Source organism: Legionella sp. km772, from assembly GCF_003989735.1.
Classification (GTDB): domain Bacteria; phylum Pseudomonadota; class Gammaproteobacteria; order Legionellales; family Legionellaceae; genus Legionella.
Genome location: NZ_RZGQ01000077.1, coordinates 1 through 14,803, shown reverse-complemented (window position 1 = coordinate 14,803; position 14,803 = coordinate 1). Strand labels below are relative to the sequence as shown.

The window sequence follows — 14,803 nt, the reverse complement described above, 5'->3', positions numbered from 1 at the left end:
AAACTCATTTAAATCACTTTGCTATTAAGTACAAATTGATTCTTAGAGCGAACCAGATTGCTTGGCAGGAGCTTAAAAATATGGCAGCTTAAAATTGACCGTGCGTAACATGAGTTAGTAAGATATAAGCCTAAGCCGGTCCCCCCAAATCGACGGGTTGTTGATGATTCTGCTTGAGAAAATGCTTTGAATAGATTACCTAATTGTTCTGGTGTTAAGCCGATACCGGTATCACTTACCGCAAATTGCATATAAGATTTTCCCGCACTTACCAAAGGCTTCACTACCAATGTGATGGTGCCTTCTTTAGTAAATTTTGCGGCATTGCTGATTAAATTTAAAAGGCATTGCCGTAATTTGACCAAATCGGTATGCATGACATCAACCTTAGAATCAAGCTCACATTTAAAACTGTTGTTATTTTTACTCATTAAAGGCGTAATTATCGCCTCAAGATCTTTGATCATCTCAGGAACTTTGACATCCTCTAAGAAAATATCCATTTTACCCGCTTCAATTTTTGATAAATCTAAGATGTCATTAATTAACGATAATAAATGTTTAGCTGAGGACTCAATCTTTTTTAGATCAGCCATATAAGCTTCCTCGCCAAGATCCTCCATTTCTTCTTTCAATAATTCACAGTACCCAATAATGGCATTAAGAGGCGTACGTAATTCATGGCTGGTATTGGCAATAAATTCGGATTTTGCTTTATTAGCTACTTCAGAGTCTTTCTTGGCTTCGTTTAATTGCACGACTAATTTTTCAAGATTTTGATTTGCGCTGGTTAGCTGCATGGTTCTTGATTCAACTAATTCGTGTAAATGCTCTTGAGTATATTGGAGGCTTTCCGCCATGTCATTAAAGGTTTTAACTACGCGATTAAGGTCATCATAAGGCGTCATGTTTAAACGAAGCTCTAATCCAGCGGTGTCTTTACTGATCTCATGCATGGCCGCACTTAAATTACGTAATGATTTAGAAATAGCGTGATATAAGAAATACCCTACTATGCTTATCAATAAAAGAATGCTAAGCGGTAATACAATCATGATAATGCGGTTGGTCGCAATTAATTTATGAAAGGTCTGTAAGGCTTGGTCTTTTAATTTTTTTACAATTTTGTCTAAATTAACAAATTGGAGTGAAAGCGCGGCTAAGTTTTGTTGTACATGCACATGATTTTTATGTAATTGCAGTTGCAGAGCATTAAGCTCTTGCCGTAAAGAAATAATACTCTCAGGCCCTTTAATTAATTGATCCACCACGACATTAAATTCCTTGTTCAGATTCAAGGAGGACTGATAGAGTTGAGGATTTTCTTTTAATAAATTAGTTAATTGTTGCAAATTACTGCGTGTCAAAGGAAGCAATTGTAACAATTGGTTTCCTTTTAGATTATTTAATTCATCTGAGTTTTCTTCATCCGCAATTTCTGCGATTAAAGCCATAAGCTGGGTAAGCTCTATATTAACCCGTTCATTAATACGATGCGCATCTGCCGTATTGCTTAAAATCAACTCACTCAACATGCCTTTGAGCAAGTCATTTTGGGGTAGTATTCCTTCGCGGAAATAAGCCCGTAGTTGGCGTATATTCTTTTTGTATTGATAGGTTAAAATACCGCTGATATTTTCGGATTGGTTAAGAATAGTTTTAATTTGCTGCTCAATAATCTTTTTTTGATTAGCCAACTCGCTTTTGGCTTTTAAAAAGGACCGGGTCAATACCAATAAGCGATCGTCCAGGTCCAAAAACTCCCGATAAATCCCTTTAAGATTTTCTAGTGCCTCCATCACCGAAGAAATTTTATTAGTAACCGAAGCTAATTTCTGTTCACCCTCTCTAAAACTAGCCTCCATCGCGGTGCGGGATTCCAAGTTAGACAATTCGTTTCCTTCGTGGGCGCGCAAAATACTTTGCTGTCTTACCAAAAATTGCGTACGGGCATTACTCATAGTAAAGCGGGCGTTTTCGATTGCCGCGACATTTAATAGGAGATTCTCGTTTTGAATCAAATGCTGGTTAAAATATAGAGCTGCCGCGCTAAGAATGAGGGTGAAAATTACGGTAAGAACATAAAATATCAGGAAGACATTTACCAATGAGAGTTTTAGTTTCCTGTACATTTTTTATCCCTTCTATTTATTTTTTATGAAAGAATGCAATTTAGTCCAATCAAAAGAGGTGAATTTCCCATTTTTTAAAATAGTAGGCCAAACGGTATGCAATGCTTGATGGTTTTTTTTATCATAGGTGATGGGAATGCCAATCCCTAGATCCACATCATGCATGTCTTCTAGGACATCAATAAGCCCTTCTCGCGTCAGTTTATTCAAATCGCTCGCGCGTTGTAAGGCCATTACAAATAGTTTGGTTGCAAGGTAGCCCTCTAAGGAGATGTAATCCGGTTGGGCACCTTTAGCATAGCGCATAAGGCTTTGTCGGTACTCTTTCACTGCGGGTAATGAAGAGTCATAGCTCGGCACTACTTGGGTTACTATCACGCGATTGTCAACTAAGGGCCCTAACTCTTTTGCCAAGGTATCGCTCCCTACAAAAGAAACATTAAGAAATAGGGCATGGGGTAAATCTCCCATAGCCAACTTAATAAAACGTGCCGCAGGGAGGTAGGGGGCAACTATTATGATCGCTTTGGGTGTTTTTTTCGCATCAAGTATTTCTGATAGTCCTTCCTCTACATTTAAGGTATTGCGGGTGAATCGGCCATTCACTAGTTTTTCAGCATCTTGATAACCTTCTTCTTTCAGTGCTTTTATAGCGCCAAAGTAACCTGAATCGCCGAATGAATCATTTTGGGTAAAAAAAGCAATCTCATCGGGTTTAATTCCGGCTTTTAATAAACCTTTTACCATAGCCGCGGTTTCTTCTGCATAACTGGCTCGGAAATTAAACACATAGCGATCGGGAGGATTTTTACGAAGCACCTCAGCTCCAGCATAGCAACCATAAAGGAGTGTTTTTAGCTCTTCCACTATGGGCACGGAAACTACTGCTGTGGGCGATCCTACATTACCAATTACAGCAAGAACCTTATCGTGTAAAATTAATTTACGCATATTCGGTGCAGTTTGCGAAGGCTCGTAGGAATCATTGTAAACAATAAGGGATAACTTTTGCCCATTAATACCCCCCAGGGCATTTATTCTATCAAAATAAATTTTTTCTCCGAGGGTCATGTTCTGGCCAAGGTGTTTTGCCTGCCCCGCTAAAGCCGTACTACTGCCAATTTTAATTAAAGATTGCTGGGGTGCAGTATAATGTTCTTGGGCAAATAATGGATAATAAAGACTAAGCAGTATTAAAAAAATAATAGCTCTGGATGAAAATAATCCCAATTCCTTCTTCATTTACCCATCCATTAAAGAGTGAATATCTCATTAGAAAAATTATAGTGTATTAAATGACCCTAAGCATCTCAAATTAAGGTCTAATTCTTAATCAAGTGTAGGATAAAGGCATTAATAAAATAGTAGAGCGCTCCTTTTTACCTAATTTAAACAGAGAGTATCCTGTAAAGCCTATAATTTAAGCGGGATAATAATTCAACATTAAAAGGGTAACCAAATTACCAGTAGCGCTTTTGTTGTAAGTCGCAAAATCATAAAACTCAACTGCTCTTAAGGCTAATTTAGAGTTAATTTGATAAGAGAGTGAAGCGCCTAAAAAAGGATCCACATCAACCGCATTGGTAGTCTGTGAAAAATAGTGCCGCGGAGCAAGGGTGGTTTGGGTCATGTAGGATGAAATAATAGATGCGCCCCCCACGATACTGGTTCTTAATCTATCTTTAGGGTTTAAAACATAGCCTAAAATTCCTACAAAAGTTTTAGTAGAACGAGAAATTTTTAAGCTATTAGTAGTATGGGATTGAGTGAATAATTGCGTGTAATCCAGTTCATAGGTAAAGGGGAGATTAGTGCCAAGACCCGAGCCAAATCCTAAACGCACACCACTAAAATTATTGGGATAAGCATTAGCAGGGGTAAAATTTATCGAGGGTCGGTTAGGAGGAGAAAATGACAATTGATTTTTATTAAACAAATTATGTGCAAATACATAACCTGCGGTTAAATAAAAAGGACCATGGCAACTCCAATCCGTTTTATTGCACTTTTTTTCAGGTACCGCTGCAAAAAGAAAATTCCCTACTAGCACTAAAAAGCTTACCGCTATCGCTTGATGTATTTTAGTCATGCTTTCCCTAAAAAAAATACCGTTTTATACGCAGAGTTTTTTAACTTTCATTATTCAAAAAATTAATTTCATTTAAAAACAATCTGCTAACCATTCTGAGGGGTTATTTAGATTAGTTAATTCTGCCTTTTATGTAATAAAAAAGAAATATCTATGCTCCTAAAATAAACTAATTTTTGCAGGTATTTTTCTTCAGTCGCTAACTTTGCTTACTCGGGCTAATTTATAATATTTTTTTATCCACACACTCAATGTAATTTTTAGTTAGGGGATCTTTTTTATCGGCATGGTAGCTGACAAAACTAAAAAAATAATCGGCTGTTGGTTTTACCCAAACCGGGCTATTCGCTTTAATAAAAAGCCATTCTCCAGGCTCAAGGATTAAAGCGACTTGTTCTTGGGTCTGGAAGTAGAAGATTAATGAGCCTGCAAAGCAAATATGAACTTCATCACCGAAATCAAGGTGCGGTTGACTGCTGTCCTTAACCCTTTGCTTTAAGCCGGCAGGAGCCTCTTTGTTTAAAAAAGCAGCGCCCGTACGGGTCAAACCTTTAGCTTTGCAATATTGTTCAAGTTGTGCCGGAATAAGTGAAAATAAATAAGAAGGGTCTTTAATATTATTCGGAACAGCTAATTTTAGGCTCGCCTCATAAGTTAATGCGAATTGCCCCAACTCATGCGGGGCAATTAAGGGATTAATATTCGTTAGCGAACTATAGATTGCCCCTGACTCTAAGCGTAATAAAGCCATTTAAGCATACTCATGCTCTTCTTGCTCAATATTTAAAGTTCTATAATACTGAGCAATACGCTCTTCATTTAAAGGTTTGCGCTGTTCATCTAAAAGATGAGCATTTAAGCCTTCACTTAATTGTTTGGCGGTTTCAAGCATCACGGAAAAACGCTCCGCGTTAACATGGGGATCTTTAGACACTTGCATAAATAAACATAAACCTCGAACGCTAAATGCACCTATGTTCTGCAAATCAAAAACGCCAGTTGCTGTAGCGGCTGCTAAACTACATTGGATTGGCCCTTGGCCATTAGATGATTGATGGCGATGAAATAAATGCCCTTCACCATAGCGTAAACCAGAAGCTAACACGGTTTGTAATAATTCATAACCAACAAAATTTCTATTTTCTTTAGCTAACAAAAACATCATGATGGTGGCAGCAGCAGGCTTAGCTTGTTGCTTTACTTCTACCTTTTTAACGGGCTCCTTAATGAGAACCGGTTCTTCGTGACTCATTAATGAAGGCGTGGCTTTTTTTACTGGAGCTGGCTTATTCTCTGGCTCCACTCGATATTCTGGCTGAGGTTGTGCGCTTAATACTACCTCGTCAGAATTTACCTTACGAACAGCGATAATGTCATCATGCAAAGGTTGACGATCATAGGGACTGTTATCCACCTTGGCTGTATGTGGCTGATATCGATCAAAATTTAAGCTTTCCCGACGTGCTTTCATTAAACGCCCAATGGCAATAACAACCCCTATTAACAAGAGGATATTAAGAATTAGGCTCCAATTTGCCGGCATAATTTACTCCATTGTCAACGCTTCTTTTACATCTACTGCGACTAGCCGTGAGACACCTGGTTCACGCATAGTCACCCCTATTAAATGATCTGCTAATTCCATCGTTACTTTATTATGAGTAATAAAGAGAAACTGGACGAATTGTGACATTTCTTTTACTAAAGCGCAAAAGCGCCCCACATTTACGTCATCTAAAGGAGCATCCACTTCATCAAGCATACAAAATGGTGAAGGATTTAACTGAAAAATAGCAAAAACCAAAGCTACAGCAGTCATGGCCTTCTCTCCTCCCGATAATAAATGAATCGTGGAGTTTCTTTTGCCTGGTGGTTGCGCCATTACTACAATACCAGCTTCCAACAGATTATCACAAGTTAATTCAAGTTGCGCCTTACCACCACCAAAAAGACGGGGGAAAAGAGCTTTAAATGAAGAATTTACTTCATTAAAAGTCGTTTCTAAACGTGTTTTTGTTTCTTTATCCATTTTATCGATGGCTAATTGTAAGGTCGCCAATGCCTCAATGAGATCCGCATGCTGCTCGTCTAAATATAATTTCCGTTGTTGCTCGCTTTTAAATTCCTCAATGGCCGCTAAATTTATTGCCCCTAAACGTTTAATTTTTTCATTAAGGCTAATAAGTTCTTCTTCACGAAGACTTTGATTAACACCTGATGGAATCCTTTCGAGTAATACTTCAGCATTTAAGTTCAATTCCTGCAAAGACTCTTGAATTGCACTGGCACGAACGGCCAATTCTTGCTCTTGCATTCTTACTTTAGCCATCTGTTCATGGACTTGTTTTATTTCTAACTCAAAATGCTGAACTTTCTTCTCTAAGTCATCTGTTTCTACCTTCACTTGTAACAACTGTTCACGACCTTGAGTTAATTGTTGCTCTACTTCATTATGCTTTAATACACATTCAGCCAAACGCTCTTGCATTTCTCGTTCTGGTACAGCGGCTTGACCACATAGTGAGGCTAAATGCTCCAAACGTTCCTGCAAAATAATCAGGCGTTCTTGTTCGCGTTTAATCCGATCATTTAGTTGTTGGCCTTTGGTCAATTCACGATCAAACTCTAATTCGGCTTGGTGCAAGTGCTTGCGCATCTCGGCGACCGTCTGCTGTAAGACTGATAAATGATGATTTTGTTTTTGTCTTTCTGCTTGGGCTTGCAGATAACGTTGTTCGTGTTCCTCAAGCAAAGCCTCTAAACTAAATACTTTTTCTGCAAATTCGCATAAATCAGAATTAAGCTCTTCTAAATTTTGTTGTAATTCCTCTTCCTGAGTTCCAAAATTAGCTAACAGCTGTTTCACGTGATTGAGCTCTTGCAAATTTTTCTCTACCCCGAGCGTACTAGTCCTTAACGCTTCATTTACCCCATTCAATTCATTTTGTAGTTCCTGATTGCAGCTTAGCACTTCCTCTAAAGCTTGATATTGCTTATCTCGCTCAACTTGTGTACGCGTCATGTGTTGCTGCAGCTCATTTACAATAAGTGCCAAATCAGCGAGTTTTTGTTGCCGTGCTAAAAGCCCCATGTCCTCTTGGGCGGCAGGCGTTAGGGATTTAATCCACCCCACCCCGACCCAAGTGCCATCACGGGTAATTATTGATTCATAATTTAGTAGTTCTGGAAGCCATTGTTGTAACTCAGCTAAGGTTTCAGCCGCATAAATATGCTCTAAGCTAGGAAGGCTTGCTGGTAATGGGCCTTGAATTTTATCGCGTAAGCGGGTTTTATGAGATGGATTGGGTGTAATTTCATTTAAAGTTAGGGTGTTTATCCCTAATTTTTTATACTCTGACCATTGGGACCAAATAAGGCCAAAGTCCTCTACAATAAAAGCTTGAAGATCATCAGCTAATACACGCTCGCAAGCTAATTGCCATTCCTCCTCAACGTGTAATTGTTGAATTAAACGAGCATTTTTGGACCATGGATGCTCTCCCTCTTCAGTCTTTGTGCCGCGTAAAGCCGCCTTTTGTACCGCATTTAAGGCAGCATAGTCACTGTTTTGCCGATTAAATTCCTTTTGTAAGAGCTGAAGTTGCTTTTCCAGCTCGTGCACCGCAAGACGTAATCGAGCCCCTTGCTCATTACTTGATTTTAATTGTTCTGCAACGAGTAGTTGACGCGCTTGGAGCTCTTCGTGTTCGGTAGTTAATTGGCACTGTTTCTGCTCTAAATGCTCTGGTGATAAATGGCTTTTATCACGTGCTAATTTTTCTAAACGCAAAATAAGTTGTTGGCGGTTTTGTTCACTATGTTGTTTTTTTACGCGCACAATTTGTAAATCACTTTTGACTGCATTACATGAGTTTTGCGCTTCTTGCCACTGTTCGTTCCAACTTTGCCCCTGCTGTTGAGCTTCCGATAAGAGACGCTCATTCTCTTGCAGTTCCTTATGGATCAAGGCTAATTTTGCTTGTAATTCTTGCGCTTTTTGCTGGGTATACAAAACCTGTTCTTCATCTTGTTTTACTTGCTCTTGCGCATTTTGCCAATCACTTTGGAGTTGTTGCTTATCTTGTTCTAAACGTTTTTGCTCACGGTGGTGCTGTTGAATACCCTCCTCAAGACGGGCCACTTCAGTGCCAATTTGATAAAAAAGTTTTTGGATGTTTTGAACCTGCTCGTTCACCTCATAAGATTTTTCAATTAAGGCTGTTTTTTGGGTTTGCACTTGCGTTAGAGCACTTTGTTGTTCTTCATGGCGTAAGGCTAAATCATATAATTCTTTTTGTTTAACCTGTTGTTGGCCATTAAAATCTTGCCATTTTAAAGCCATAATTTCAGCACGACACAAGGCTTCTTCTTCTTTTAAAATGGTATAACGCTCAGCCGCTTTGGCTTGACGCTCCAGGCGTTGTAATTGTTTATCTAGCTCCTCCCTGATGTCAGAAACCCGGTTAAGATTCTCCTGGGTTTGTCCAATACGCTGCAAAGTTTCGCGACGGCGTTCTTTATATTTAGAAACACCTGCCGCCTCCTCAAGGAAGGTTCTAAGTTCTTCCGGCTTGGCCTCAATCAAACGCGAAATAGTCCCTTGGCCGATGATAGAATAACCACGGGCACCCGCACCGGTGCCTAAAAAGATATCCGTTATATCGCGTCTGCGACAACGGCTGCCATTGAGGTAATAATTAGAATCACCATCGCGGGTAACAACACGTTTTACCGCGACTTCACCATAGCTCGCAAAAGGCCCGACTAAACGACCTAGGCTATTATCAAAGACTAGTTCGACGGAGGCTTGACCTACGGGTTTACGATTAGAAGAGCCATTAAAAATAACATCGGTCATGGACTCGCCACGTAAATTTTTGGCCGAACTTTCTCCCATGACCCAACGGACAGCATCGATGATATTGGATTTGCCGCAACCATTAGGACCAAGGACAGCAACTAATTGACTAGGAAAATGAACAACAGTAGGGTCAACAAAGGACTTAAAACCAGCTAATTTTAATTGTTTCAAATGCATGACAGAAGCACACTCTTATTCATTAAAAACGATTATAACTGAGTACGCGGAAGAAGACTATTTAGTTCCCTACAGAATGCGCAAAGATGATACAACAAAGCGCAAACTGCGCAATTGACAAACAAAAATAATCCGATATAATGCGCTCACTGCTCTTCTAGGATTATTCACGTGAACTCTATTATTGTCCGCAATGTCTTTGTTATAATAATTAGTCTATTTTCCTTCGCAACTTTTGCCGAACCGCTAAACAACAGCTTGCTTAAAAAGGAAATTCGCCAATACCACGATTCGGGTGAATATGAAAAAGAATTAGCCCAAAAAATCCTGCAAGCCCAAGCCTTTCTTATCCAACAAGTGCAGTACCATAAAGAGCATAAAAGCACTAAAAAATTAGCCTTGGTATTAGATATTGATGAAACCAGTATCACTAATTATGATAAGATCGCTAAGCGCGATTTTGCCGCAAATTTAGAGCAAATCCATCAAGAAATTTTAGCGGCGGACTCACCTGCCCTTAAACCAACTCTTGCTTTATACAACACTGCTTTAAAGAATGGCGTAGCAGTCTTTTTTGTCACCGGGCGTTTTAATTCTGAATTAGCAGCGACCAAAAAAAATCTAAATGATGCCGGTTATAACAATTGGACGGGTATTTATGTTCGCCCCGATGACTACAAACAACAGTCAATTATTGCATTTAAAGCCAACAGCAGAAAGAAAATTGAAGACCAAGGCTACCTGGTCGTTGCCTCTATTGGCGATCAATACAGCGATATCAAAGGAGGATATGCATTAAAGGGATTTAAACTGCCGAATCCCTTTTATTATATTCCCTAGGTAGGTAGCAATGCCCGAGCAAATTTTATTAAACCCCTGTTTAGCAGAAAATTTATCCCTTACTTGTCAGCTGGTTGAGAAGAATTTAGGCCAAGGCTCGGGAAAACTGGCCGAATACAAAAGCTACCCGTTAACGGATTCAGAAGGTAGGACCAGACATTATGTTTTAACCCATCCCCTCCTTCAATTTACCCTCGCACCTGCTTTAGCGGATAATGCCAAGCCCCAACGCATTATTGATATTTTTGAACCGACGCACGAAGGAGAAGGTGGATATGGCAAAATTTATCCTGTCCTTGCCTCCATCCTTTTTAAAGAAGGACAAGCAACTTTTAGTGAGCAAGCCTTTGTAGTCAAAAAAATACAGTTCGCCCCTTGCGCTAGTCACGATAAACCCAATAAGCCGCCAGCACCGCTTCGAGCCATTCATCGTGAACAATACCTGGCGAGTCATTTTTTAGGCGCTTATTTTTCCCCCATTATCGACGAGGAGAAAGCCTTTTTACATTTAGAGCGAGCCCCAGGAAAACCGTTGACTTATTACACCAATAAATTAAATGCCGCCCAATTTTTAAGCCTAGCCTGCGCCCTGCTTGAACACATACCCCAGCAACTCAGCCGTATGCTTAGCTATGGAAAGCATCAAGGCAAGCATATTGTCCATTGCGATGTTTCGGCGAGCAATATTATGGCTGATTTTGCGGCAGGGAAATGGACGGTGCAATTAGTCGATTTTGGCGTAGCTAAAGCGATCGAGGGAGATAAAAGCTATCAAAGTAAACAATACCGCGGTAGACTTTGGTATTACGATGCGACCATGTTTCGCGCAGCCTTAGGGAGGAGAGCTATTGACTTTAATTATGAAAGTGATCTCTATGCCTTGTATAACATTCTGGTAAACCTTGCGGGAAGCTCAAAACGTGCGGAACTAAGCCAAAAGCCGGAAGAATTATTGGCTGAGTTAAAAAGTCCGTCTCTAGATGGTTTATTTATGACAATGAGCCTAGCTGAGGACGTAAAAATAGACTTAATTGCCCTTATGGCAAGCTTAATTCATCCCAATAAAAACCAACGCCCCTCCCCCCAAGAAGCCTTGGCTCGTTTTAAAAAGGCCTTAGCAAGCGTTGATACCAGCACCTTGACCAGTCCTTTTCAACAGAAAACGATTAAAACACTTCCTTCTTTTGAAGAATTGTGGGTTGAACCTATCAAACCAGCTGCTAGCGAATTAACCCGCTGGCTCAAAGATTTTAGGACAAATTATAACTCTTTAAATGAGACTGAAAAGACCGAGCTAATTAAGGAATTTAACCAAAAAAAAGCTGTAATATATTACTACGCCGTCTACCTGCAACACTTTGAATTGTTCCAAACTTACCCGGAAGAAACTATTGCACGCCTAATCATGCGTCACGTCTATTTGCTAAGTCCGATAATAAAGGGAGCTGCGCGCTTTAATGCTTTGGCTCCCTATAGTAAATTAATTGGCGGCTTACCCCTCCTGGTTAGTGAGTCCGATGCACAATGGTGTGCGTCTTTAGCTGAATTTCAAAGCCTCCATTTTAATGTGCAACAAGGAGTAGAGCGACGAGAGGAAACTCTACCCTTATTCAGCCATTTAGAAAGCATACTCAAAGAGCATGACTGGACTCCCTTTAATACGCATCAATTAATGTGGTGCTTTACGGGGCAATACGAGTTGCTGGAGGAGCTTAATGGACTCTTTGATGCCTACCAAAATTTTGTAGATGCCCACGCCCTTTCTTCAACCAAGTGGCCAATGGGACTTAAGCAATGGTTTACTGACTTCACAACTCGAGTTGTCCAGAATGGAGAGTCGCCCCCTGAGCTTGAGGATGAGCTAGATTTAAGAGTGAGTCTAATTAAACAACTTGAATATTTTACGAGCTATTTTTTAGCGAGTGATGAACCACAAAACCTACGTGTGCTGGGGGAATTAGGAGGCTATAGCCTAGAGGATATTAAGCAATTAATTAGTGATTTGGATTTTCAAGATTCCCGGGCGATAAGGCAATTAATTCAAAAAATTAGCATCATACCTTATCTCACTAATATGGCAGCGGTATACCCTTCGCTTTCCAAGCTCGCCCAACAATCCCTCACCGCTAAATTGCATGCCTTGCTAGCACAGCCTGACGCTCCTGACTTAAAAATTCAGGTGGTAAATTTAGGAGAGAAGTTAGTGGCTTATGCATCCCTAAATCAAACCTTAATTCGCTTAAGTAATGAAAAAGAGGACTTAGACGGTATAAAAAGCAGCATCCCTTATCTTTTAGCCGATCTGGATATCGCCCAACGCGCATTAACTCTTATGCCCGATCCCCCCATCCCTGGGCTTGCGCTTTATTTAATTCGGCTCAATATTGGCCTTGAGCGAGTAATAAAGCAAAGTAAAGAAAATTTAGGTGCAAGAATTCTGAATGAATATGAACTGTTTTTCCAAGATCCTATTCATTACAGTCCTTATAAAGCCGTGCCCGGACAGTCCCATCGCCTTTTTCCAGCACTTAAAAAGGGTCAAGAAGACAACGAACTCACCCAATTTGACCATTTGCACCTTTTCTAAAGCTAGAAAAGGTGGACTTGAGCTGAGCATTGGCTAAACATTTTTTAAAATGGAGTTTTAAGGTATAATAGAGTTTCCTAATAGAAAAGGATCAAACTCATGCGTTACCTAGTTTCATGTGCATTAATTGCTTTATTATCTTTTGGTTTAATGATTAACGAAGCTTCGGCCAAGCGTTTTGGCGGCGGTAGAAGCTTTGGAGTTCAACGTTCGCAAAGCAGTCTTTTTTCCTCCAATAAAACCCAAAATACCGCATCACTCGGGCAAAAATTTAATAAAAGTAAATGGGGCGGGATGTTAGGCGGACTCTTAGTGGGCGGCTTATTAGCTAGCCTATTTATGGGTAATGGTTTTGCAAATGGTATTATGAGCTGGCTTATTTTAGGAGCTGCCGCTTATTTCATCGTTAATTTCTTCCGTCGTAGAATGCAACCGGCAACACAGACAGCTCAGGCTTCCCCTTTTAGGCAGACCACGCATAACAGTCCGTTTAATCAATACTATGCGGGCAATAGCAGTGCCTCTACACAGACCTCAGACTTTGTAAGCGAGAATTTTTTACGTGATGCTAAGGTGACTTTTATTCGTCTCCAAGCAGCCTACGATCAAAAAAACTTAGCCGATCTAAAATCATTTACCCTACCTGAGGTCTTTGGCGAGATTAAAATGCAATTAGATGAGCGCGGTGATGAGCCTAATGTTACGGAAGTCATTAATCTAAATGCTGAATTATTAGATGTCTCTAAACAATCTTATTCAATGATTGCCAGTGTTCGCTTTACCGGAACCATTAAAGAAAATAATGAAGTTAATTCCTTAGATGAAATTTGGCACTTCCGTCAATTAGAAAACTCTAAAGAGTGGTTGGTGGGTGGCATTCAACAAGAAGTATACCAACCTTAAGCCCAAGTAAAACATTAGCTTGGCATCACACCACTACATACCGCGGTTTATCCGCGGTATTCATTTCATCGCCCCAGAATGCCAAACTCGATTAGCTACTATTGAGAAAAAAGAAGAGTTAAAAGAGGACGATGGATCCGTTAATGAGAGATTTTTTCAACGTAATTGATTCTCGCCCTCCTACCTACCGCAATGAAGAACGCCAAGCCATAAGATATTAAAGTTTTGGTACTTGCTCTAGTGCATTTACTACCCCCTCCCTAGCCGTCTATCATTCCTTGAACTTCGACCCGCTCTAGCCAGTTCTGCAGTCAAGCTAGTAAAGAAGACCGGATAGAGAATTAATCATGCATTAATATTCATAGTTTATAATAACTATGAGCTTTATTAATAATGAGGTTGTTATGTCCAAGTGGAAGCTGTTTCATCAAAAATATGCTGAACCTAAAATATCTGCAGGACAAGCCATTGCCGAGCGCCTGAAGACCGAGCTTTCAATTCATTTAACAACAAAGAAAACCGAGCAAAGTAAACCCGAAAATCATCCACAAACTCTTCTTCAGGAAGCCAATGGTGGCCTGGGCAAGCTATCCCGAATATTTGAGCAAATGGATTGGCCTATGCCTGATTATGAGGAAATATCAGCCCAAATTGGGAAAGTGGGGATAAGGGCTTATACCAAATCTTTATTAGACGATATTTTACCGACTCTCTTAGACAACAAAGGGAGCAAATTAAATCAAAAAGTTATCAATGCCATTAATTTTGCCGGACAAGGCTTTAAACCTCCTATAAAAGATTTATACGGTGAGTATTGCAAACGTAACTTCGAAGAAGAAATAGCGAACCAGTTCGCGCAAGCACTCATTATAGGTTTTACGCAAAAAGTTTTAGATGCTGAAAAAGCCAAATCCATCATGCTCAGGGAAACAGAAATAGCAAAATTAACCGATAAATTCGAAAGCGAGGTGCAAACTGTCCTGTCCGCCTCACTTCCCAAAGCGGAAGAAAAAGAGACATTAAGCCAATTAAGCCAGGCTTATCAACAAGCTATAAAGGAGCAAGAAAACGCTGATCGAATTCGGCAAACCAGACTGATATAGGCGCGGATTTTTAGACGAAAAAAAGGTATTTTTAAGAGCTATTCTTCTAATATAAGAGGGGAATAGAATGACCAAAAAGCGAAATTATTACACTGCATCAAAAAAATCAAA

Annotated in this window: 10 protein-coding genes; 4 read left to right on the top strand and 6 right to left on the bottom strand. The window is 39.9% G+C overall.

The window, feature by feature from the left end:
• Window positions 1-8 precede the first annotated feature (8 nt).
• From ELY15_RS09135 to smc, 6 genes are all read right to left on the bottom strand, one after another.
• Window positions 9-2,132 carry a histidine kinase dimerization/phospho-acceptor domain-containing protein gene (locus ELY15_RS09135; RefSeq protein WP_127099364.1) on the bottom strand — a complete coding sequence of 708 codons (2,124 nt, stop codon included), beginning with the start codon at window positions 2,130-2,132 and terminating at the stop codon, window positions 9-11.
• A gap of 12 nt (window positions 2,133-2,144) precedes the next feature.
• Entirely contained in the window at window positions 2,145-3,374 is a 1,230-nt protein-coding gene (locus ELY15_RS09130; RefSeq protein WP_127099363.1) for an ABC transporter substrate-binding protein, read from the bottom strand.
• A 178-nt stretch (window positions 3,375-3,552) separates the two neighbouring features.
• Window positions 3,553-4,221 carry a hypothetical protein gene (locus ELY15_RS09125; protein ID WP_127099362.1) on the bottom strand — a complete coding sequence of 223 codons (669 nt, stop codon included), beginning with the start codon at window positions 4,219-4,221 and terminating at the stop codon, window positions 3,553-3,555.
• A gap of 223 nt (window positions 4,222-4,444) precedes the next feature.
• The gene (locus ELY15_RS09120) at window positions 4,445-4,972 is read right to left on the bottom strand and encodes a cupin domain-containing protein (protein WP_127099361.1); all 528 of its coding nucleotides are present in this window, start codon (window positions 4,970-4,972) and stop codon (window positions 4,445-4,447) included.
• Window positions 4,973-5,764 (bottom strand): cell division protein ZipA C-terminal FtsZ-binding domain-containing protein, encoded by a 792-nt coding sequence (locus ELY15_RS09115; protein ID WP_127099360.1) that lies wholly within the window; start codon window positions 5,762-5,764, stop codon window positions 4,973-4,975.
• A gap of 3 nt (window positions 5,765-5,767) precedes the next feature.
• Window positions 5,768-9,259 carry a chromosome segregation protein SMC gene (gene smc / locus ELY15_RS09110; protein WP_127099359.1) on the bottom strand — a complete coding sequence of 1,164 codons (3,492 nt, stop codon included), beginning with the start codon at window positions 9,257-9,259 and terminating at the stop codon, window positions 5,768-5,770.
• Between the two features lie 171 nt (window positions 9,260-9,430).
• On the opposite strand from smc, the gene ELY15_RS09105 reads away from it, so the two are divergent.
• From ELY15_RS09105 to ELY15_RS09090, 4 genes are all read left to right on the top strand, one after another.
• A complete protein-coding gene (locus ELY15_RS09105) occupies window positions 9,431-10,099 on the top strand; it encodes an HAD family acid phosphatase (RefSeq protein WP_127099358.1) in 669 nt (222 codons plus the stop codon).
• 10 nt (window positions 10,100-10,109) lie between these two features.
• The gene (locus ELY15_RS09100) at window positions 10,110-12,686 is read left to right on the top strand and encodes a protein kinase (RefSeq protein WP_127099357.1); all 2,577 of its coding nucleotides are present in this window, start codon (window positions 10,110-10,112) and stop codon (window positions 12,684-12,686) included.
• A 99-nt stretch (window positions 12,687-12,785) separates the two neighbouring features.
• Window positions 12,786-13,589 carry a Tim44 domain-containing protein gene (locus ELY15_RS09095; protein WP_127099356.1) on the top strand — a complete coding sequence of 268 codons (804 nt, stop codon included), beginning with the start codon at window positions 12,786-12,788 and terminating at the stop codon, window positions 13,587-13,589.
• Window positions 13,590-13,993: 404 nt separating this feature from the next.
• Complete coding sequence (locus ELY15_RS09090; RefSeq protein ID WP_127099355.1) at window positions 13,994-14,692, top strand: hypothetical protein; 699 nt, start codon at window positions 13,994-13,996, stop codon at window positions 14,690-14,692.
• The last annotated feature ends 111 nt before the right edge of the window (window positions 14,693-14,803 follow it).

Excerpts from the sequence above, each read along its gene's own strand:
- ELY15_RS09135 (WP_127099364.1), bottom strand. The coding sequence starts at position 2,132 with ATGTACAGGAAACTAAAACTCTCATTGGTAAATGTCTTCCTGATATTT.
- ELY15_RS09130 (WP_127099363.1), bottom strand. The coding sequence starts at position 3,374 with ATGAAGAAGGAATTGGGATTATTTTCATCCAGAGCTATTATTTTTTTA.
- ELY15_RS09125 (WP_127099362.1), bottom strand. The coding sequence starts at position 4,221 with ATGACTAAAATACATCAAGCGATAGCGGTAAGCTTTTTAGTGCTAGTA.
- ELY15_RS09120 (WP_127099361.1), bottom strand. The coding sequence starts at position 4,972 with ATGGCTTTATTACGCTTAGAGTCAGGGGCAATCTATAGTTCGCTAACG.
- ELY15_RS09115 (WP_127099360.1), bottom strand. The coding sequence starts at position 5,764 with ATGCCGGCAAATTGGAGCCTAATTCTTAATATCCTCTTGTTAATAGGG.
- smc (WP_127099359.1), bottom strand. The coding sequence starts at position 9,259 with ATGCATTTGAAACAATTAAAATTAGCTGGTTTTAAGTCCTTTGTTGAC.
- ELY15_RS09100 (WP_127099357.1), top strand. The coding sequence starts at position 10,110 with ATGCCCGAGCAAATTTTATTAAACCCCTGTTTAGCAGAAAATTTATCC.
- ELY15_RS09095 (WP_127099356.1), top strand. The coding sequence starts at position 12,786 with ATGCGTTACCTAGTTTCATGTGCATTAATTGCTTTATTATCTTTTGGT.
- ELY15_RS09090 (WP_127099355.1), top strand. The coding sequence starts at position 13,994 with ATGTCCAAGTGGAAGCTGTTTCATCAAAAATATGCTGAACCTAAAATA.